This is a genomic window from Planococcus chinensis (assembly GCF_020071995.1).
Lineage (GTDB): Bacteria > Bacillota > Bacilli > Bacillales_A > Planococcaceae > Planococcus > Planococcus chinensis_A.
The window spans coordinates 313121-333565 of record NZ_JABWTK010000005.1; the positions used below are offsets into that span (position 1 = coordinate 313121).

Below are 20445 nucleotides of genomic sequence, written 5' to 3' on the forward strand. Positions count from 1 at the left end.
TTTGCAGCCATGCTTAATTAAATTGATGCTCTGTTCAATCTGTTTTCAACCTTAACAAAATGAATGGCTTTTTCGTAAGTGTCCATTATGTGTCTCTTTTATTTTTAATTTCCTTTAATTTCTCAGTAGACACATAAGAGGGGAAAGTTTAGGGGGTCAACTAATCGGGAAAGTATATTGAATGTATAAGAAACTAAGCATATGGGAACTTTTCTTTAGGAGGAGATTACGATGGCAAACCATACAACATCCAACCAAGAAGCAATCGAAAAAGTCAAAGAGCTGATCAAGGATATCGAAGTGGCGATGTTCACGACCTTTTCGAATGGCAAAGCGGTGTCGCGCCCGATGCAGACGCAGGAAACAGAATTTGATGGGGATCTTTGGTTTATGACGATGAAAGATACATCGAAATACCAGGAACTCCTGGCTAATCCTAATGTGAACCTTGCCTACTCAGGAAAATCATACGTATCCATCAGCGGAACAGCTGAATTCAGCGAAGACATGGAAAAGAAAAAAGAGTACTGGAATCCGGTATTCGGCAAATTGCTCGAAACGACGTACGATGACCCGAATGTGGTGTTGATCAAAGTGACGCCGGAAACAGCGGAGTATTGGGAATCGGGTACAACGCTAAAAACCGTGAAAAAATTTGCTAAAAAGTTGACGACCAAAGAAACCATGGGCGATGACGATGAATTGAACGATACGGTCGAATTCGAACGCCATTACGGCAGCGACAGCTGAATAGAAGCAGAATGAAGGCCAGCCGGCCAGCCGCAATGGGCTGGCCTTTTCGTATGGAGAAAAGGTTTATTAATCCCGGGAATTCGCTTAGAGTAGAAAGAAAGAAGCATTTTGCAGAGGATGAGGATTGTGAAGTTTTTTGCCACCCATGATGAACAGATTGCCATACTGCAAGAACGCGGGCTGCTTGTAGTAGACGAAGCGGCTGCGAAACGCATTTTGTCGCGTGAGAATTACTATGCGCTGATCGATGGCTATAAAGAGCCGTTTCTCGAGAAGGATGAGCGCCTGAATCCGTATCAAGTTGAGCAGTATACCGAAGGGACGGAGTTCAGCCATATATATGCGCTGTATCGCTTTGACCGGGAGCTGCGGATGCTGCTGCTGAATGAACTGCTGAAGTTCGAAAAGAATATGAAATCAAAGATTGCGTACCGCTTCTCTGAGAAATTCCAGGAGCAGGACAGCTTTTTGGAACCGGTGCATTACAGCCTCGATCCCCAGCATTTTCACGAAAGGGACCGCATCATTTCAACGCTTGCCAATTTGATCAAAAGCCATAAAAAACGCGACCGGGTGAGGTATCCCGCCATCCGGGACTTTTTCGACAAACATCGGAACGTGCCGCTGTGGGTGCTCGCCAATTTTCTGTCGCTCGGCCAAATCACCAACTTTTATACAGTGATCGACGAAGAATTGCGGGAACGCATTGCCCGTGACTTTGCGGAAGAGTACGGCGAAGAGTACAGCGGCATCCAGTTGAAAGCGAAGGAAATCGACGCCATCTTGAAAGTCGCTTTTCCATACCGCAACAAATCGGCGCACGAAGAAGTGCTGTACCGCTATCGTTTGCCGCATCCTGTGGAACTTGGCGGCGTGGAACAAAGCATAGGGATGCCGAAAGGAAGTTTGAGCAATGGGACGGTTTGTTCCATGGTGACTTTGCTGAAACTGGTGCTTGCGAAAGACGAGTACGATGTATTTGCAATAGAACTCAAGCGGCTGTTGGATGAACTCGAAAGCACCATTATGCAGCCGGCTTATGAAAAAATCATGAAAGACATGGGCTATAAAAAATAAAGGCAAAACGCCGCTTCCGAAAAGGAAAGCGGCGTTTTTAAATAAAGTTTTTCAACCCTTTATATATCTCGACAATGTCCTCCAGCTTCATGCGCACCAGGCCGCTTGATGAAGGGCAAACATATTCGATGGTGCCTGGCACGACCGGATTATCCTGGACGCCCCATTGGATGGAGCGTTTTTTGCTGTATTCCTGGTATACGCCTTTGCCGACAAAACAGACGGCTTTTGGCTGGTACATTTTGATTTTCCGCTGCAAAATAGCAGCACCTTCCGCATACTCCGCTTTGGAAATCTCAGCCGCTTCTTTTGTTGGGCGGTCAACAATATTCGTCAAACCGTATCCAAGTTCAAGCAGTTCATTGTTTTCATTTGGAGCATATTTTCGGGACGTCAGTCCGGCTTCGTAAAGGATTTTCCAAAACCGGTTGGTCGGGTTGGCATAGTGGAACCCTGTTTCGGAAGAGCGGATGCTTGGGTTAAAACCGACAAACAGGACTTTTAAGCCTTTTTCCATATGATCGGGGATGGGTTCCAAGTGCAACAGAATTCAGCTCCTTTGACATAAAAAGCAAACCCCTTAAAAGGGGTTTGCCAGCTGTTCAATTTATTTGGTGTTTGTGAAACCGCCGTCGATACGGATCACTTCGCCGTTGATGTATTCCGCTTTAGAAGTTAATAGGAACGTGACAAGCTCAGCCACTTCGTCGGCAGTGCCCAAGCGTTTTTGCGGGATGCCGCTTGTCGCGTTGGCTTTCATTTCCGGATTCGCTTCGTAGAACGCTTTGACCATTGGTGTTTCAGTTGGCCCTGGCGCAATCGCATTGACGCGAAGCCCATCTTTGGCGTATTCAGCAACCATGCTCTTAGTCAAACCGACAATGCCGTGTTTGGTCGCAGAATACGTGACAACGGAATCCTGCCCGATGACGCCGGCGCTTGATGCCGTATTGACGATGGAGCCGCCACCGTTTTTCAGCATTACTTCAGCAACGTAGCGCACGCCGTACAAAGCGCCCATCAAATTGATGCCGACAATCTGTTCAATTTCCTGGATGTCTGTATCAAGGAAGTATTTTCCGCTGCCGGAAATCCCTGCGTTGTTGAAGAAATAGTCGATGCTGCCAAAATGTTCGACAGTAGCGTCTACATATTTTTTCACTTCATCGGCTTTTGAAACGTCCGCTTTGATGAAAATGGCATCCGGCCCAAGTTCTTTCACCATTTCTACGGTTTCGTTTCCGCCTTTTTCACTGACGTCAACGACTGCGATGTTGACGCCTTCTTTTGCTAAGCGGACGGCTGTTGCTTGGCCTAAGCCGCTTCCGCCTCCTGTGATAATTGCTGTTTTGCTCATCAAAAATCAACCTCCATTTAGTAAATAACAACCTGCCCTTTAATTGTATTCCTCAAATATCTTGAATTAAAACAATCTGCCTGGAATGGCCAAACGCGGACTATTCAAAAAGAAACGAACACTCATGCACTTCTGATAAAGAATTGCAGCGCTGAAACTGGAACGGAGCAGCGGGTGGCATATAAAAAAGGCCTCCGCAATCAGCGAAGGCCACAAGGTGAATCAGCTTTGTTTAATCTGGTCTCCCAGTTTTTCTTTACTCATCATAAAGGCAACGATCAGCGCAAGTGCCGCTGGAACAATCGCCCATAGGAACGTGCTGGCAATCGAAGAAGAAAGAGCTCCCGTCAACGTGTCGGCAATTTCTGCCGGAATGTTTGAACGGGCTTCCGGAGATAAGAGCGCACGTGAATCACCCGAGAAAGTGGATGCGCCTTCTCCGAAGCTGTCTGCCAGGTTGCGGGTGAATGCATGGCTTTGGATGATGCCAAAAACCGTAATCCCGATTGTCATCCCGAACGTACGAAGGAAACTTACGGTAGATGTGGCTGCACCGCGCTTTCGCACAGAGAACGGATGAATGGCAGCAGATGGCAGCACCGAGAACGAGGCACCAATGCCCAGGCCGGCAAGAATCATAAACGCGACAACCAGGAAGCGAGATGTATCAATCGATAATGTAGCGAGCAGCACCATGCCGACAGTCAATAATGCAAGCGTCGGAATAAGGAAAGAGCGGTAGGCGAACTTCGCCATCAAAGCCCCGCCGATGGAAGCACTGACAACAGAACCGACCATCATCGGCAATAGCACAAGGCCGGAGTTGGTCGCATTTCCTCCTTGTACGCCTTGAATATAGAACGGAATGTATACTGAAGCCGTAATGAAAGCAGCCCCGCTGAAAATGGAAATCAGTCCGCTTGTTGCAAACAAACGCTCTTTGAACATGCTGAAGTCAATCACCGGTTCTTCTGCACGGCGCTCCGCAATCACAAAAGCGATGGCCAGGATGGCAAAACCGCCGAACAAGCTGAAGCTTTGAGGCGATGCCCAGGCGAACTCTTTGCCGCCAAGTTCAACTGCGAACATCAAACATACGACAGCGCCGACGAGCGTGAAAGCACCAATCCAGTCGATCCGCTGCTTTGCGTGTTCAACCGATTCTTTATAGAAGAAAGCGACCATTGCAAAGGCAATCAAACCTAGTGGGATATTAATGTAGAATACCCAAGTCCAGCCGATGTATTCGGTGATATAGGCTCCAAGCAACGGACCGAACACGCTTGAAATCCCGAAAACGGCACCAAACATGCCGCTCATTTTGCCGCGCTGTTTCAGCGGCACCACATCAAACATAATGGTAAAGGCAATCGGCATCAAAGCGCCGCCGCCGATGCCTTGAATCGCACGGTAAATAATCAATTCATTGATTGTATCAGCCGTTCCACATAAAACAGAGCCGATCATAAAGACCACTAACCCAAAAATGAAGAAGTTTTTGCGTCCGTACATATCGGACAATTTGCCGAAAATCGGCATGCCCGCCATCTGTGCAACTAGATAAGCGGAAGTGATCCAGACGAATTTATCGACGCCGCCAAGCTCCCCGACAATTGATGGCAACGCAGTCGTGACAATGGTGTTGTCCATTGAAGCGACCAGAATTGCAAGCAGCAAACCGCCAATGACCACTTTAATATTGCTTTGCCCTTTGTTTTTCATAAAAATCCTCCATCCATTTTCTTCAATAAACTGTATAAGCTTTTTATATCATAGTCCTCGAAAATCAAAATTCCAAATTTGGGAGCTCAGATTTTCAGTTAAATTTTAAATTTATTCAAGAGAGATTGTCTTTTAATTGGTTTGTTTAATTTTCCGGTTCTTTTAGATTATTCAATTTGCAATGACCTAGTACTGCATTTTTTCCTTTTTCAATTTGAAATAAGCACTTGTTATTTTTAAAATACAGACTAAAGTAAAAGTAAATAAGACAGGTGGAATTCGATGGAAGAAAGGGGAGTTTTCATGCGCCATGTGGCACTGCTTCGGGGGATAAATGTCGGGGGCAACAACAAAATCAATATGAAAGAGCTTAAAATGGTTTTTGAAAAAGCGGGGATGGAAAACGTCAAAACCTATATCAATTCGGGCAATGTCATTTTCAGCAGCAATCAGCCTGCATCAAAAGAAATTGCGGAAATTTTGGAAAGGGCGATTCTTGAAAATTTCAATTTAAAAATCCGGGTGCTTGTCTACAGTTTGGAGCAATACGAAAAAATTGCGAAAGCCATTCCGCTGCACTGGACGAATGGAGATGAGATGAAAAGCGATGTGCTCTTTCTATGGGAAGAAATCGACCGGGAATCCCTATTGGAAGAAGTGGGAACAAAACCGGATATTGACCAGTTGTTCTATGTGCCCGGTGCACTTCTATGGGCAGTCGACAGGCAACTGGTGACAAGGAGCGGCATGATGAAGCTCGCCGGGTCAGCTCTTTATAAGCGCATGACCGTCCGCAACGTCAACACCGCACGTAAAATCTACGAACTAATGAAAGAAGAATAGCAGAAAAAATTCCTTGAAAGCCTAAAATGAACGGCAGTGCAATAGTTGACATCATCTTGCAAAGGAGTGGACATTTTGCAAACCTATGTAAAGGATTTTCAGAAGATTGGCCACAGTGATTTATTGCAGGTCGGAGGAAAAGGGCTGAATTTAGGGCAGCTGGCAAAAATGCCGGGAATCCAGGTGCCTGCCGGATTTTGTGTAACGACAGACGCCTTCAAGAAAATGCTGGCTGGCCATACAGAAGCGGAAGAGCTGCTCGGTAAATTGTCGCTGCTGACAAGGGATGATAAGGAAAAAATTAGAGAGGTGAGTGCGCATTTGCGGAGCCTCGTTGAAAGTTTGGCTATACCGCTAGAAATAGAGCAGGAAATCATTTCTGCTATAGAAGAGCTGGGAGAAGGGACTGCTTTCGCTGTCCGCTCAAGTGCAACCGCTGAAGATTTGCCCGCAGCTTCGTTTGCCGGGCAGCAGGATTCGTTTTTGAACATCCGTGGAAAACGTGAGATTCTGCGGCATGTCAGCAAATGCTGGGCATCTTTGTTTACCGAACGGGCTGTGGTGTACCGGATACAGAACGGCTTCGACCACCGAAAAGTGCATTTGTCGGTCGTTGTTCAGCGAATGGTGTTTCCACAAGCATCCGGAATTTTGTTTACGGCAGATCCGGTGACGTCAAACCGCCGAGTAACATCGATTGATGCCAGTTTTGGCCTGGGAGAAGCGCTTGTTTCCGGGATTGTGTCTGCAGACAATTACAAAGTCCGGGAAGGCCGGATTGTCCAAAAAACAATCGCATCCAAAAAAGTCGCTTTTTACCCACGACCCGATGGAGCCACTGAGAAAAGAGAAGTTTCACCGGCCGTACAGAAAAAACAGGCGATCGAAGATGAACAGATTGTGGCCCTCGAGAAACTGGGCCGGCAGGTTGAGAGCCGGTTCGGGAAGCCCCAGGACACAGAATGGTGCTTGGCGGATGGTGCCATTTATATCGTGCAAAGCCGCCCAATCACCACTTTGTATCCTTTGCCCGAAAAACGCGACGACCATTACCGGATCTTTTTTTCAGTAGGCCATCAGCAAATGATGACCGATCCGATCAAACCGCTCGGCATTTCCTTTTTCGGGTACATGCCCGATTATGAACTGATCCATGCGGGTGGCCGCTTATTTGTTGATTTGACGCATGATCTCGCTTCGTTCAGCGGACGCAAAATTGCGGTATCGTCACTCGGCAGCAACGATCCGTTGATGAAACAGGCACTTCTCAACTTTTTGGAAAGAAAACCGAAATTGACAAAAGGCAAACGTGTATTCAAACTGGGGAACGATTACCTTCCATGGACATTTCCAGCTGTCCTGGCGAAAGTGTACCGGGACAACGATCGCCGTTTAGCCGGCCAATTGATCAACCGGAGCGAGGCTTATATCAGGGAACTCGAGTGGCGGATTGAAGAGGTTTCAGGAGATGAATTGTTCGCCTTGATTTTAGAAGATCAGAAAGAATTGAGAAAGAGTGCTTACGACCAGCGTGGCATAGCGGCGATTCTGATCGGTGCCTATGCCACACACTGGCTCAATAAAAATATGGAGAACTGGCTTGGCGAAAAAAATGCGGCCGACGTTTTAAGCCAATCGATCAACAACAATGTCACATCGGAGATGGGGCGTGAACTATTGGATGTAGCGGATGCGGTGCGCGCTTATCCGGAAGTGCTCGCTTATTTTGAACACCCGGATCGAAATGCTTTTTTCAAAGATCTCGAAAAACTGGAGGGCGGACCGGAAGCCAGCCGAGTGATCCGGGATTACCTCAGTAAATACGGAATGCGCTGTGCCGGTGAAATCGATATTGCCAAGACACGTTGGAGCGAAGACCCGACCATTCTCATGCCGCCCATTTTGAGCAACATCAAGAATTTCCCTCCGAATGCACGGCAAGCAATGGTTGAAGAAGGAAAACGGCGCGCCGCCCAAAAAACGGAAGAGCTGCTGCAGCGGCTGGCACAGCAGCCCGGCGGCAAACGGAAAGCGAAAAAAACCAGACATATGATCAGCCTGCTCCAGAATTTTCTCGGGTACCGGGAATATCCGAAATTCGCACTCGTCAAACATTTATTTCTTTACAAGCAGGCCTTGAAGAAAGAAGCGGTTCTCCTCCAGCAAAAGGGAGCGATCCAAGAGCCGGAGGATGTCTATTACTTGACGTTCGAAGAGTTCCGGGAAGCGGTGAATGGAAAAGCGCTGAACTGGCAAGTTCTTGAAGAGCGGAAAACAGCATACCGGCATTATGACAAATTGACGCCGCCGCGTCTGATGACTTCTGAAGGCGAAGAGATTTTTGGCAGTTATCAAACCGACCGGCTTCCAGAAGGGGCGCTTGCAGGGATCGGAGTTTCCGCCGGAACGGTTGAGGGGCGGGCAAGAGTGGTCTTTAAGATGGAACAGGCCCGTCTTGAATCCGGAGACATTCTGGTCACTGCCTTTACCGATCCGAGCTGGACGCCATTGTTTGTCTCAGCGGCTGGCCTGGTGACGGAAGTCGGCGGGCTCATGACGCACGGCGCAGTAATTGCCCGTGAATACGGATTGCCGGCTGTCGTCGGAGTCGAAAATGCCACGAAAACAATAAAAGACGGACAACGGATTCGCATCAACGGCTCGGAAGGCTACGTGGAAATAATGGAATAACAGAAGAATGATTGAAAATTACAATAGTAAGTATTTTGATTTATTGGTAAACTAAGGTTAATTAACCTATTCGATTGTTAAGGAGACTCAGCCATGTCGAACCTTTCACTTGCGGAAGCAGTAAAATTGAAAAGTGTGTTAGCGAAACGAATTCAAGAATTGGAAGAAGAAATGTACCGCGTGTCCTATGTTGAAATTGAAAAAGGGGCGAAAGTGCCGAAACAACCCCGTACTTTATCGATGGTGGAAGAGGAAATCGACGAGATTCGCAGCGACTTCCGCCTATTGGACAAATTGATGTACCGGGCAAATATCGAAAATGAAATCGACTTTAACGGCGAGGCTTTAACAATTGTGGAAGCCATCGAACTGGCGACGCAGCTGCGTGCCAAAGCACGGAAGTTCAAAGACTTCGGAGCTGCTTCCAAAGAAGAGCTGACCTATTCATTTGGGGAAGGGACGCCGCTTGTCCGGCTGGCCATGTTTGAGCCGGAAGAATACCGGCTGAAGGCCCTTGAACTGGAACGCCAGGCGAACCGCCTTTCGAACGCCATCAACTCAAAAAACTATGCAGTTGAGCTGGATTTTGACAGCGAGAAGTATTTCTGATCCTTGAAGCGGTGAGACTCCGCTTCAAGGCATAGGAGGAGCACTTGCGTTGTACTCCGGTACAAATGATTGAATGGCAGATGGCTAAACCAATGACCCATCACCCATGACACCTTTACCTGTGACCGATGACCAACCATTTGCAAATGCTGGCTGATAGCCAATTTAGTGTTTTACCCGCTCCTTCTATGAATCCTCTTGCCTGTTGGCAAGAGGATTTTTTTATTGCAGTTTTAGACGCCTGCTAACGCTTTTATTTTATTCTCTATCGCTGTCTTTCCAGGTTCTATCAACGTTATTGCAATCTCTATCGAAGTTCTTCTTTTATTAGCACAGAGAAGAACATGGCTTTCCCGTTTAAGTTCAGCCTTCTGCAGGAATAGAACAGCAAGGAGGGGCTGTTTATGATTATTTATACGATTGGGCATTCCAGCCATTCAAAAGAATTTTTTGATCGCATGCTAAAAGAAACGGGCATTGAATTGTTGGCGGATGTGCGGGCATATCCTGGCAGCCGCAAGTGGCCCCAGTTTTCAAAAGATGTGTTTCCTGTCTGGCTGGAAGCGGAAGGAATCACGTATGAACATTTCGGGAAACTCGGTGGCAGGCGCCGAAAATCGAAAGACGTGGAAGGGGAAGTGAACGCCGGCTGGCGCAACCGCTCATTCCAGAATTACGCGGATTACACGCTGACGGAAGAATTCCAGCAAGGCATTGAGGAACTGCTGAAAAGGGCAGCTGAAAAGAAAGTCGCGTATTGCTGTTCGGAGCGGCATCCGTCGCGCTGCCACCGGCTGTTGATTTCAAACTGGCTTGTCGCAAACGGGCATTCAGTCAAGCACATCATTGATGGCAAAGACGGGGCAATCGAACTTGTGGACCACGAGCTTGGCATGTGGGGTGCGCCCGCAGAATTGAGGAGTGACGGCACGGTCGTTTATCCGGCCGCTGAAGAATAAGCACAAAAACGAAACTTCTGTCAGCTTTAACCCGTACAATAAAGAAGAAAGCAAACACAAGAAGAAATGGAGAACGGTGCCGATGACGAATTTTAAAATGCTCCTGGTTGGAAATCTGCTGTTAGCTGCCATGCTGGCCGGCTGTTCCAGTGATGAAGAACCGGGTGCGGTGGACAACCAGCCGGCAAAAGAAGCGCAGCAAGTTGAGGAAGAAGCCGAAAAAGAAGCGTCAGCTGAACCGGCCATGCCGGAAGCAGCCGTACATAATGTGGAAGAAATTGTGAAAGAAAAAGGGAAATACGATGCAAGAAATCAGATGGAGGAAATCCAGAAAGAACTGGAAGCAGCTCCCGATGGAATGACCGGGGAAGAAGCCTATTCCCTGATTGTTTCATTGATCGCACCGGACCTTGAGGAGCCGGCAGCGAAATTCGAAGCAATCGATCCGGTGATCACGATTGATTCCGCCACACCGGAAGACGAAATCGATCTGCCGGAACAGGAAACGGTCAATGTCGCTGTACTTTTGGATGCAAGCGGCAGTATGGCCGGGGAAGTATCGGGCGGCCAAAAGATGAAGCTGGCCAAACAGGCCATCCAGAAATACGCAGCGGACCTGCCGGAAGGCTCAAACGTCATGCTGCGCATCTACGGCCATAAAGGCGAGGGAACCAATGCCGATAAGGAAATGTCCTGCAGCTCAAATGAAGTGGTATATGACTTGAGTGCTTACGACGAATCTAAATTCACCGCAGCGCTTGAAGCGTTTGCACCGGCCGGGTGGACGCCTTTAGCAGGAGCTATCGAAGCAGCCGAACAGGATTTGCAGGAACAGAAAGGCGACAATATCCGCAACGTGATTTATGTTGTCAGCGATGGCATTGAAACTTGCGGCGGCGATCCGGTGGCAGCTGCAGCATCTCTCAGCGGGTCCGGCATTGAAGCGGAAGTGAACATCATCGGATTTGATGTGGACAACGAAGGGCAGAAGCAGCTTGAAGAAGTGGCGAAAGCCGGCAAAGGCCAGTACAAATCCGTTTACTCAGAAAGTGAACTGAATGAATACCTGAAGCAGGAATACAGCCGCCTGTACTGGGAATGGCTGGCTTGGGGCAATGACCGCTATTATGATATTTTGCACCAAAGCAATAATATCTACAGCGACCTTCTGAAATACAACAACGACATTTACGGCAAATCGCTGGCTTCCTTGAATAATATGTACAGCATGTCCAACAAATTGATAAACCTTGGGAAATTCAAAGACGAGGAAGCGGCTGACAAATACAAAGAGTTGATCGAGACACGGCACGAAACCGTGACCCAATACTTCAGGCAGGAACAGGAAAGAAAAGACACCATCCGTAAAGACATGCACGAAAAGCTCGAAGCTAAAGTAAAACAGCTGCAAGAAGAAAGTGAAGAAAATTACGGTTCATAAAGCAGCAAAAGCCCCTGTTGAGATCCATGGATCTCAGCAGGGGCTTTGTTTAGGAAACGGGTGCATCTATTAAGAATTTCATCAGATCAAACCAGATGACTGCTCCGATAGCTAGAGCTAAAATGGCCATTTCACTTGCCGTCAAAATGGCTTCCTTTGGATGTTCGGAATAGCGCCATTCGAAAAATGCCTGAACGGCCATCTGCAGAACAAAAAGAATAAGCATAATGCCTAGCATTAGATTGAGGGAATAATCTTCATAGATTAGCTTGTAAAAGAAAATGAGATAAACAATCATAGAACCAATCCGAATAACCCAATCAACTTTCCGATGCAGGCTATTGACATGATTATAAGAAAAGAACTCTTTTTTCCGTTTTTCGATATGGAAGATTTTCCGCAATAAAACCTTGACCAGAAAAATGACTATGAACAGTACGGCTAGACTTAATAATAACTTCCCCATGGCTGGCCCTCTCCTTCATACCTGCAATCTGCTGTAAATGCTTCTATTACAAATACGTTCCAAAAGATGGAAGGTTTCAGAAAGTGAAGGAATTCAGTAAATGAATTCATGCGAGATGTCGGCATAATAAAAACCTGCAGCAACTTGTCCAGTTCCCGCAGGTGATGAGGTTAATATTTTCTGCCGTGTTTCGCCTGGAAATTTTCTTCTGACGACAATAAATAAGAAACACCTTCGATGAATCCAAGAATCGCAGGGATGGCTGTCCAACAGAAGGCTAAATACAAAAGTCCGGTTTTCGGTTTGCCAAGATAGAATTTATGAGCACCAAAGTCACCGAGGAAAATGCCGAGAAGGCCGGCTGCCAATTTGTTTTTCATGCCGTTCATCCTTTCTGCATTATTCGTATGTTTTCCCTTCTATGTAAATTGCTAATCCTGATTCATAAATCCAATCCGATTGACAAATGCAGACTTAGGAGCTATTATAGACCCATAAAGTCTTTGAAAGGAGACGGACAGCTATATGAAATATTCTAAAGCCACAAATTACGCCCTTCATACCATGCTCCATCTGGCAGCAGCTACACCGGACAAACCGATGGGCGTGCAGCAATTGGCGCAGCAACAGAAACTTTCACCGACTTACTTGTCTAAAATCCTGACGAAGCTGGTGAAAGAAGGCATGGTGCAATCCGCTTCAGGCGCCAATGGAGGCTACTCGCTGAAAGCAAACTGGGAAAGCATTTCATTTCTTGATATCATCCACGCCATTGAAGGTAAAGCTTCGCTGTTCGACTGCGATGTTGATCACGGACCGAACTGCCTGATTCAACAAGTAATGGTTTCGGCGGAAGAGAAAATGGAAGAAGAACTGAGAAACGTAAAAATAGCCGATTTGGCCAAAGAAATAACAGCGGCAAAATAAACCGCTGTTTCTTTTTAAGTCAATTAAGGATTTAAAGAGTCTTTAAAGTCTTTTAAAAACAAAGGAGATGAGTCGAAATGAAAACAGTGGATTGTGCCATTATAGGCGGGGGAGCAGCGGGACTGAGTGCAGCGTTGGTGCTCGGAAGATCGCGGAGAAAAGTGGCAGTGTTTGATGACAATACCAACCGGAACCGGGTAACGCAGGAATCCCACGGATTTCTGACAAGGGATGGCATCAAGCCGGAAGAATTCCGAACCATTGCGTTGGATCAGCTGAAGCCTTATCCTTCCGTCGAGCATTTTTCCAAAACGGTAACCGCCATTGAGCGGCTGGAAAATGGTTCTTTTACAATTTCAGCCGCCGGCGAAGAATTTAATGCGGAAAAAGTAATCCTGGCTACAGGCGTCCAGGAGACATTTCCGGATATTCCAGGCATCCGTGATTATTACGGCAAAAGCCTTTACAGCTGCCCTTATTGTGACGGTTGGGAAATGAGAGACCAGCCGCTCGTGGTTATTGCTGAAATAGAAGCGCATGCTTTGCATTTAGGAAAGCTTGTTTACAACTGGTCGGAAGATCTTGTCATTGCAAGCAATGGGCACAGTTTCACAGCCGAAACGCTGAAAGAGTTTGAGCGGAAAAATATTCATGTTAAAATCGGAAAAATAGCTGGTTTGGAAGGACAAGACGGCTATATGAAGAAATTGTTGTTTGAGGGCGGAGAAGAACTGGAGCGGACAGGCGGCTTAGTCGTGCCTTCCTACTACCGGCCAAATCCTTTTGCGAAACAACTGGGCTGTGAACTCGACAGCAACGGAGCCTTGGCAATGGATCCTTTTGGGCGGACTTCTGTGCCCGGCGTTTATGCAGCCGGGGAAAACGTTTCCGGCGGCCCTTCGTCGCTGATTATTGCAGCGGCAGAAGGAAGCAAGGCAGCGACCGTAGCAAACATGGAGCTGGTACTGGAACGCTTCTGATTTTGAGCCATTCCGAGCATCGCTCACTTCCGCTATAATGGTTGTTAAAAGGGAAAAAGGATGGGGACAAATGAAGCGATTTTCGACAGAACATAGAATTACGGCGTTTTCCAAAAATCACGAACCGGCATACTTTGCAGAACTGGGTGAAGCAGTGGCGGTGGAAACAATGGATTGCTACGACGGACAGGTGCAAGACAGCTCAACGCTCCGCGGGGATTTTGACAGAAGCCGGCTGAATCCGGCAACCGGTCCCATTTACATTAACGGCATCCAACAAGGGGATACTTTGTGCGTCGAGGTGCTGTCAATCGAAACCGGTGACTTCGGCATCATGATGGCAGCGCCCGGTCTCGGGCCATTAGGAGAGCATGTTACGGATTCGACGACGAAAATTTTGCCAATCCGGAATGGCCAGATAGAATTTGCGGAATCGCTCAAGCTGCCGGTAAGATCGATGATCGGCGTGGCCGGCGTCGCACCGGCGGAAGGGGAAATCTCGACCGCCCTGCCAGGAACACACGGCGGCAATCTTGATACGAAAGACATCAAAGCGGGCAATAAACTTTATCTGCCTGTTTTTGCAGACGGTGCGCTTGCGGCGTTCGGAGATCTGCATGCGGCAATGGGAGACGGGGAACTGAGCGGCACCGGTGTTGAAACAAGCGGTGCTATCAGTCTGCGCTTCACAAAAGCATCCATCAAACTTGAGAACCCGATGGTGGAAGATGGTGATTTTCTCTACTTCCTTGCATCTGCGAAATCGTATGAAGAAGCGATCGATACAGTTCTGTACCAGACGGCGAAGCGATTGGCGGACTGGCTTGGTTTGCCGTTTAATGACGGATACCGACTGTTGAGCGCAGTCTGTGATTTGAAATTTAGCCAAATCGTCAACGACTTAGTGACTGTAAGAGTCGCGGTGCCGAAATCTTTATTCGCTGATTCCTTCCCTTGGCAAAAGTGAAATAAAAAATCCGACTTTTTCCAACCCGTGCATATCGGATGAACGCATATAATTCCTCATATACTGGAAAGTGAAAGGAGGTCAGCAAATGGATATGCTAAAAGATATGAACGAAGCTTTGCGCTATATCGAAGAACAGTTGGACGGGGACATTGATTTTGATGAAGTGGCGGCCATCGCGGGCGTTTCGGAATACCATTTCCGCAAATTGTTTTCGTATTTATCCGGCATGAGCCTGAGCTCATATATTCGCGGCCGGCGATTATCCCAAGCGGCAATTGATCTGCAGCAGGGCGGTGAACGGGTATTGGATGTCGCAGTCAAATACGGCTACGATTCAGCAGACGGTTTTAGCCGGGCGTTTCGGGACTGGGCCTTCATGAATCCGTCAGAAGTAAAAAACAGCGATTCGTTCAAAGTGTTTCCTCGGCTGACTTTCCAATTAACTGTACAGGGAGGAATCGACATGGAATACCGCATTGTGGAAAAAGAGCCGTTTAAATTAGTGGGACTCAAAAAACGGGTGCCGATCGTTTTTGAAGGCGAAAATCCGGAAATTATGAAAATGGTGCAATCCATTACACCAGAACAGCGGGAGCAGCTCCAGCAACTGCGCAACACGGAAGTGAAAACTGTCGTCAACGCATCGTTCAATTTTGATGAAGGACGTTACGCGGAAAAAGGGGAATTGGACCATTTAATCGGATCCATCACCACGGAAGATAAAGATTTTGGAGGTTTTGACGTGGTGGAAGTGCCGGCAGGAAGCTGGGCTGTTTTCAGTTCAGAAGGGCCATTTCCAGAAACGCTGCAACAAACATGGGCGAAAATCTTTTCGGAATGGCTGCCTTCTTCCCATTACGAGTTGGTAGACGGACCCGAAATCTCTTTTAACGGCGACTTTTCAAATCCGCAGAAAGTCTATAGTGAGATCTGGATTCCGGTGAAGGAAATGAAGAAATAACTACACGACAAAAGCCGTACTCTTTAGAGTGCGGCTTTTTCAATTTGGTTTTCCTTAGTGAATTGCTTTTCTTTCCTGCCATTTATGACAGGAAATTGCCATAGAGCTTAAAGTTATTGAAAATAAAATAATAAGCGACAAGAGTAAGGGGGCGTGTGCAAGTAATATAGTGTGCAATGAAAATCGGGGGAATTATTAATTATAAAAGCTGTTGTATTTAAAGCAATGAAGAAAAGCAACGGATTTGCGAGGGGGAAAGAAGCTTGAAAGAGAGACGCAAAAGGAGCTGCAGGCACCTTTCGGTTTTCCTGCAGCTCCTTATTATTCATTTCGCCATATCTTTATGGTTAAAAGGGCATTTGCCTTTGATTGGTTCACTGTCGTCGCCGATGAAAAACTGCTTCCATTCATTATGCGTCGGATCGCCGAAATGGCTGATGTCCGGATGAGTCGGCAAGTGGTCCCAGGCTTCCACACGGGAACGGACTTTGTCGCGTGACATGATGCCGCCTTTTTCTGTTCCTTTCAAACCTTCGAAAATTCGGCGCGGCTGGAACCCGAGCACCATCGCGTTGCCAAGATGGCGCGTTTTGCGCTGCTTGTATGCCGGGGCATTGCCGAACACGAAAATCGGTTCGCCGTCGAAGGTGAAGTCCCATAGGTAATGGTCCGGATCTTTCGGCGCGTCTTCCGGCCATTCGGTTTTGTCGGTATCGTGCATGTATTGCAAAAGATCCCAAAATTGTTTCCGGTACTCTTCAAGAGAACCTTCCGTTTCAAAAGGCTCAACAAAAACAAACAGGCCGTGGCGTTTATGTTTCGGATCCTTGAACAGCTGAAGGAATGCCGACACCGCTTCCGGCAGATTGCGCCAGTCATCCTGGGTGACATAGGCGTAACGGAGCTCGCCTTTCAATTCGCCGCTCATCCCAAAATAGCAGGGGAACGTTTTATCGGTTACTGTGTTATGGAACGTCTGGTATTCATTCAGCAGCCATTCAGGCAAATCGCTGCGGGTTTGAAAATCTTCTTTCGTCAATAAGGCGTCAACTGTTGTCGTCAATGAAATTCCTCCAATTTACTTTACGTACATCTCTGTAAAGCATTCCCTAATCAGACGGAATAAAACGCTTAGCCGGCTGCCGGGAAAGGGGCATTAAAAGTGAAATTTACAAGTCTCTGCATAATATTGGATACCTGTAAAACGAGAAAATGAAGTATTTATAAGTAAAATGCCATTTTATTCGGAGTCTTTATATTTATTTTTATACAACAAAACAAATAAAAATTTATTGACTGACTTTTTTATTCATAGTAACCTTTAACATGAGTTTAATAAAAAACCAGATTCTATTGCAGCTAATGCAAAACAAAAGGGATGAGGAAATGGCTACAGTTACGGAAATCAGTTCGAAAAAGAAGAAAAAGCGGGAAGCAATGCATCCGTTCAATATTTTGTTTATCGTGATTTTGTTTATGGCGCTCTTAACTTATTTTGTACCAGCAGGAGAATATGAACGCATCACAAACGATGCCGGGCAGACGGTTGTAGTGGACGGCTCTTATACGCAAATCGATTCGAATCCAGCTGGGTTCTTGAGTGTTTTTCAGGCGATACATAAAGGGATGGTGCAAAGTGCACCGATTATTTTCTTCATCTTTATCGTAGGCGGGGCCTTTCATGTCTTCCGGGATACAAAAGCAATCGAAGGGGCATTTGCCAGTCTTTCTGCGAAGACAAAAGGAAAAGAAATGCTGATGATTCCCATTGTCATGCTATTCTTCGGAGTAGCCGGAGCGTCAATCGGCATGTTTGAAGAAGCATTTCCATTTGTCATGATCATGGTGCCGCTTGCGATCGTGCTCGGCTATGATTCAATGGTGGGACTTGCAATGGTGTTAATCGGTGTTTCGGCAGGATTTACGGCTGCTTTCATGAATCCTTTTACAGTCGGCGTAGCACAAGGTTTGGCTGAGCTTCCGCTGTTTTCAGGAATGCTGCCGCGAATCGGCTTTTGGCTGGTGTATATGGCTGCCGCAATTATTTTTGTGATGCTGTATGCACGCAAAGTGAAAAAAGATCCGAAGAAAAGCATCGTTTACGAAGAAGACCAGGCACGCGGCATTGACCGAAGCGGCATGAATATGGAAAAAATCACGAAAAGGCAAGTAGCGGTTCTCGGTATTTTGGGGCTCACTTTAATTGTCCTAGCTTATTCGGTTATCGAGTACAAGTGGTATATCGGTGAGATTTCAGCTCTGTTCATCATCATGGCGATCGTAATGGGCTTGGTTTATGGGATGGGATTCAATCGAATCACGAAATCCTTTGTCAAAGGCTGCGAGGAAATGGCAACCGGTGCGTTGATTGTCGGTCTGGCTTATGCGGCGGTCGTGATTCTTCAGGAAAGCTTTATCATCGATACGATTCTCTACGGCATTTCTGGGCTGATTTCTTCCATTCCGGCAGGCTTAAGTGCAGGTGCCATGTTCATCACCCAGGCGCTTTTGAATATTGCTGTATCGTCAGGAAGCGGCCAGGCGGCACTGAGCATGCCGATCATGGTTCCGCTTTCGGATTTGATCGGTGTCAGCCGGCAAACCGCGGTTCTGGCATTCCAGATGGGAGACGGCATCACCAATATGTTCTCTCCGACAAGCGGCCTGTTGTTCGCGGCGCTTGCCATGGCAGGGATTCCAATTATCAAATGGTTCAAATGGGTATGGCCTTTGATTTTGGTGCAGGCTATACTGAGTCTCGTTTTTGTGACAATCGCCCACTTCTTTATCTGGACGGTTTAAATGATTAATTAGACAGAACGGCTGCACAACATCGTTTGTGCAGCCGTTTTTTTCTATGGAAGAAGGGTATAACAAAATAAAGGCAGCATGTTTATTGTAAAATCTTCATTTAAAAGGAGGTAAACAATATGAAACCAGGTTCTGATCACCAAGCAAATAGCGATTCAACAATGGATAAAATCACGAAGAAAGCAAAAGACGCCTTTGGCAAAGACGACAGCCATGAAATCGGCGTCGACGGGCCTTTTCAAAATGCACCGGATGAAGGCAGAGAAGATGTTCCAAAAGGCGATAAAGTCATTACTGACCACAAGACCGGGGAAAAGAAACATATTGAAAATACCGGAGACAAATATTAAAAAGTATGCGGCAGCCAAAATGGATGCCGCATACTTTTTTTCTGGGACTATGCTCTTCTCAACAAGACCTTCTGCAGAAATTTCTGCGTCCGTTCTTCAGTCGGAGCCGTGAAAATGTCTTCCGGCTTTCCTTGTTCGACAATATGGCCATCTGCGATAAAGATGACGCGGTCCGATACTTCGCGGGCAAAATCCATTTCATGCGTCACGATAACCATTGTTTGTCCTTCCAAAGCCAATTCTTTAATGACGGTCAATACTTCTCCGACCAGTTCCGGATCAAGCGCAGAAGTCGGTTCATCAAACAACAGGAGATCCGGTTTTAAGGCAAGAATGCGGGCGATGGCGGCCCGTTGTTTCTGGCCGCCTGACAATTGTTCCGGGTACTGGTTTTTATGGTCGAGCAGTCCGACTTTCTGCAGCAATCCTTCCGCTTCACTCAACAATTCCGGCTTGTTCCTTTTCTGCACGACAAGAGGCGCTTCGATGATATTTTCAATTACCGTCTTATGGGGGAACAAGTGAAAATGCTGAAACACCATGCCCGAGAATTGGCGGATATCGATTTTTTGCTTTTTGCTTGGCGTTCTTCCGGTGAACACGACATGGACATCATTGATCTGGAGTGATCCATGTGAAGGGGTTTCGAGCAGATTCAAACAGCGGAGCAAAGTTGTTTTGCCGGAACCCGACGGCCCGATGATGCTGACGACTTCGCCCTTTTCAATCTCTAAGGATATCGATTTCAGTACTTCCACGTCTTTAAATTGCTTGCTTAAATTTTCAACTTTGATCATATAAAAGACCTCCTATCAGGCTGCGACATAGCGGTTTGCTTTCTTCTCGAGATAATCCTGCAACAGTGTCACCAAAGCGCAGATGGCCCAGTAAATGAGCGCAACCAGAATATACAGAGTCAAGCTTTCATACGTTTGCCCGACCACCACTTTGGCGCGGTAGAACATTTCAGAAACGGTGATGACCATCGCGAGGGAAGTCCCTTTGATGATATCCATAAATGTGCTCGATAACGGCGGCAAGGCGATGCGCGTCGCCTGCGGCAAAATGATGCGGGTCATCGTTTGCCAATAACTCATACGAAGAGTTTCTGCAGCTTCCCACTGGCCCTTCGATACAGAAGAAATGGCGGAACGGATAATTTCTGCGGTATAGGCAGAAAAATGGACGCTGATGCCGATAATGGCTGCAGTGAGCGGTTCCATTTCAATGCCGACCATCGGAAAGCCGAAATACAGGATAAACAAGATGACTAACAGCGGGGTGCCCCGCATAAAGGAAATAAATAAACGGGCAGGCAGTGACAGCCCGATAAAGCGGTTCATGCGGGCAAGGGCAACGAACAGCCCCATGATCAGTGCAAAAAACATGCTGACCAGTGCAATCAAGATGGTTTGCCAGGCTCCTTCTAAAATAAAGGGAAGGGAGTCCAGTGCAATTTCTACATTAAAAAGATATTCCCATTTAAAGTCGGCCATTGGAAGACTCCTTTACTCATTATGTAATAAGA

Annotated in this window: 21 protein-coding genes; 13 read left to right on the top strand and 8 right to left on the bottom strand. The window is 46.9% G+C overall.

Translation table 11 applies throughout. The features are described from left to right. Positions 1-231 precede the first annotated feature (231 nt). A complete protein-coding gene (locus tag HU147_RS10695) occupies positions 232-750 on the top strand; it encodes a pyridoxamine 5'-phosphate oxidase family protein (RefSeq protein WP_224076210.1) in 519 nt (172 codons plus the stop codon). A gap of 120 nt (positions 751-870) precedes the next feature. Beyond that, entirely contained in the window at positions 871-1830 is a 960-nt protein-coding gene (locus HU147_RS10700; protein WP_224076211.1) for an Abi family protein, read from the top strand. A 37-nt stretch (positions 1831-1867) separates the two neighbouring features. On the opposite strand, the gene mug is transcribed toward HU147_RS10700, so the two are convergent. The 3 genes from mug to HU147_RS10715 form a co-directional block, all read right to left on the bottom strand. Next, a complete protein-coding gene (gene mug, locus HU147_RS10705; protein ID WP_224076251.1) occupies positions 1868-2368 on the bottom strand; it encodes a G/U mismatch-specific DNA glycosylase in 501 nt (166 codons plus the stop codon). A gap of 69 nt (positions 2369-2437) precedes the next feature. Then, on the bottom strand, positions 2438-3187 hold the full coding sequence (locus tag HU147_RS10710) for an SDR family NAD(P)-dependent oxidoreductase (protein WP_224076212.1): 750 nt from the start codon (positions 3185-3187) through the stop codon (positions 2438-2440). A 222-nt stretch (positions 3188-3409) separates the two neighbouring features. Next, a complete protein-coding gene (locus HU147_RS10715) occupies positions 3410-4909 on the bottom strand; it encodes an MDR family MFS transporter (protein ID WP_224076213.1) in 1500 nt (499 codons plus the stop codon). Positions 4910-5191: 282 nt separating this feature from the next. On the opposite strand from HU147_RS10715, the gene HU147_RS10720 reads away from it, so the two are divergent. The 5 genes from HU147_RS10720 to HU147_RS10740 all read left to right on the top strand — a co-directional run bounded on the left by HU147_RS10720 (position 5192) and on the right by HU147_RS10740 (position 11452). Further along, positions 5192-5752 (top strand): DUF1697 domain-containing protein, encoded by a 561-nt coding sequence (locus HU147_RS10720; protein ID WP_317985513.1) that lies wholly within the window; start codon positions 5192-5194, stop codon positions 5750-5752. Positions 5753-5827: 75 nt separating this feature from the next. Beyond that, on the top strand, positions 5828-8443 hold the full coding sequence (ppsA, locus tag HU147_RS10725; protein WP_224076214.1) for a phosphoenolpyruvate synthase: 2616 nt from the start codon (positions 5828-5830) through the stop codon (positions 8441-8443). A 93-nt stretch (positions 8444-8536) separates the two neighbouring features. Continuing rightward, positions 8537-9052: a DIP1984 family protein gene (locus tag HU147_RS10730; protein ID WP_224076215.1), complete on the top strand. Its 516-nt coding sequence runs from the start codon at positions 8537-8539 to the stop codon at positions 9050-9052. Positions 9053-9456: 404 nt separating this feature from the next. Beyond that, positions 9457-10011: a DUF488 domain-containing protein gene (locus HU147_RS10735; RefSeq protein ID WP_224076216.1), complete on the top strand. Its 555-nt coding sequence runs from the start codon at positions 9457-9459 to the stop codon at positions 10009-10011. Then, on the top strand, positions 9974-11452 hold the full coding sequence (locus HU147_RS10740; protein WP_224076217.1) for a VWA domain-containing protein: 1479 nt from the start codon (positions 9974-9976) through the stop codon (positions 11450-11452). Before HU147_RS10735 ends, HU147_RS10740 begins: the two co-directional genes overlap by 38 nt. Positions 11453-11501: 49 nt before the next feature. On the opposite strand, the gene HU147_RS10745 is transcribed toward HU147_RS10740, so the two are convergent. After that, positions 11502-11918, bottom strand: coding sequence for a DUF4181 domain-containing protein (locus HU147_RS10745; RefSeq protein WP_224076218.1), 417 nt, complete (start codon positions 11916-11918; stop codon positions 11502-11504). Positions 11919-12088: 170 nt separating this feature from the next. After that, positions 12089-12298: a TM2 domain-containing protein gene (locus tag HU147_RS10750; protein ID WP_081720615.1), complete on the bottom strand. Its 210-nt coding sequence runs from the start codon at positions 12296-12298 to the stop codon at positions 12089-12091. A gap of 145 nt (positions 12299-12443) precedes the next feature. On the opposite strand from HU147_RS10750, the gene HU147_RS10755 reads away from it, so the two are divergent. The 4 genes from HU147_RS10755 to HU147_RS10770 all read left to right on the top strand — a co-directional run bounded on the left by HU147_RS10755 (position 12444) and on the right by HU147_RS10770 (position 15756). Next, entirely contained in the window at positions 12444-12845 is a 402-nt protein-coding gene (locus tag HU147_RS10755) for an Rrf2 family transcriptional regulator (RefSeq protein ID WP_074509744.1), read from the top strand. Between the two features lie 77 nt (positions 12846-12922). Further along, positions 12923-13825, top strand: coding sequence for an NAD(P)/FAD-dependent oxidoreductase (locus tag HU147_RS10760; protein ID WP_224076219.1), 903 nt, complete (start codon positions 12923-12925; stop codon positions 13823-13825). Between the two features lie 70 nt (positions 13826-13895). Then, a complete protein-coding gene (locus HU147_RS10765; protein WP_224076220.1) occupies positions 13896-14792 on the top strand; it encodes an acetamidase/formamidase family protein in 897 nt (298 codons plus the stop codon). Positions 14793-14880: 88 nt separating this feature from the next. Beyond that, a complete protein-coding gene (locus HU147_RS10770) occupies positions 14881-15756 on the top strand; it encodes an AraC family transcriptional regulator (protein WP_224076221.1) in 876 nt (291 codons plus the stop codon). Between the two features lie 325 nt (positions 15757-16081). Here the strand turns inward: HU147_RS10770 and HU147_RS10775 are convergent, their stop codons facing one another. Continuing rightward, positions 16082-16819: a YqcI/YcgG family protein gene (locus tag HU147_RS10775; RefSeq protein ID WP_224076222.1), complete on the bottom strand. Its 738-nt coding sequence runs from the start codon at positions 16817-16819 to the stop codon at positions 16082-16084. A gap of 299 nt (positions 16820-17118) precedes the next feature. On the opposite strand from HU147_RS10775, the gene HU147_RS10780 reads away from it, so the two are divergent. Together HU147_RS10780 and HU147_RS10785 are read left to right on the top strand one after the other, a co-directional pair. Beyond that, entirely contained in the window at positions 17119-18558 is a 1440-nt protein-coding gene (locus tag HU147_RS10780) for a YfcC family protein (RefSeq protein WP_224076223.1), read from the top strand. A gap of 128 nt (positions 18559-18686) precedes the next feature. Continuing rightward, a complete protein-coding gene (locus HU147_RS10785) occupies positions 18687-18917 on the top strand; it encodes a hypothetical protein (RefSeq protein ID WP_224076224.1) in 231 nt (76 codons plus the stop codon). Between the two features lie 47 nt (positions 18918-18964). Here HU147_RS10785 and HU147_RS10790 read toward each other — a convergent pair whose 3' ends face one another. After that, entirely contained in the window at positions 18965-19714 is a 750-nt protein-coding gene (locus tag HU147_RS10790; RefSeq protein WP_224076225.1) for an amino acid ABC transporter ATP-binding protein, read from the bottom strand. 15 nt (positions 19715-19729) lie between these two features. After that, positions 19730-20413 carry an amino acid ABC transporter permease gene (locus HU147_RS10795; RefSeq protein ID WP_036804205.1) on the bottom strand — a complete coding sequence of 228 codons (684 nt, stop codon included), beginning with the start codon at positions 20411-20413 and terminating at the stop codon, positions 19730-19732. Positions 20414-20445 lie beyond the last annotated feature (32 nt).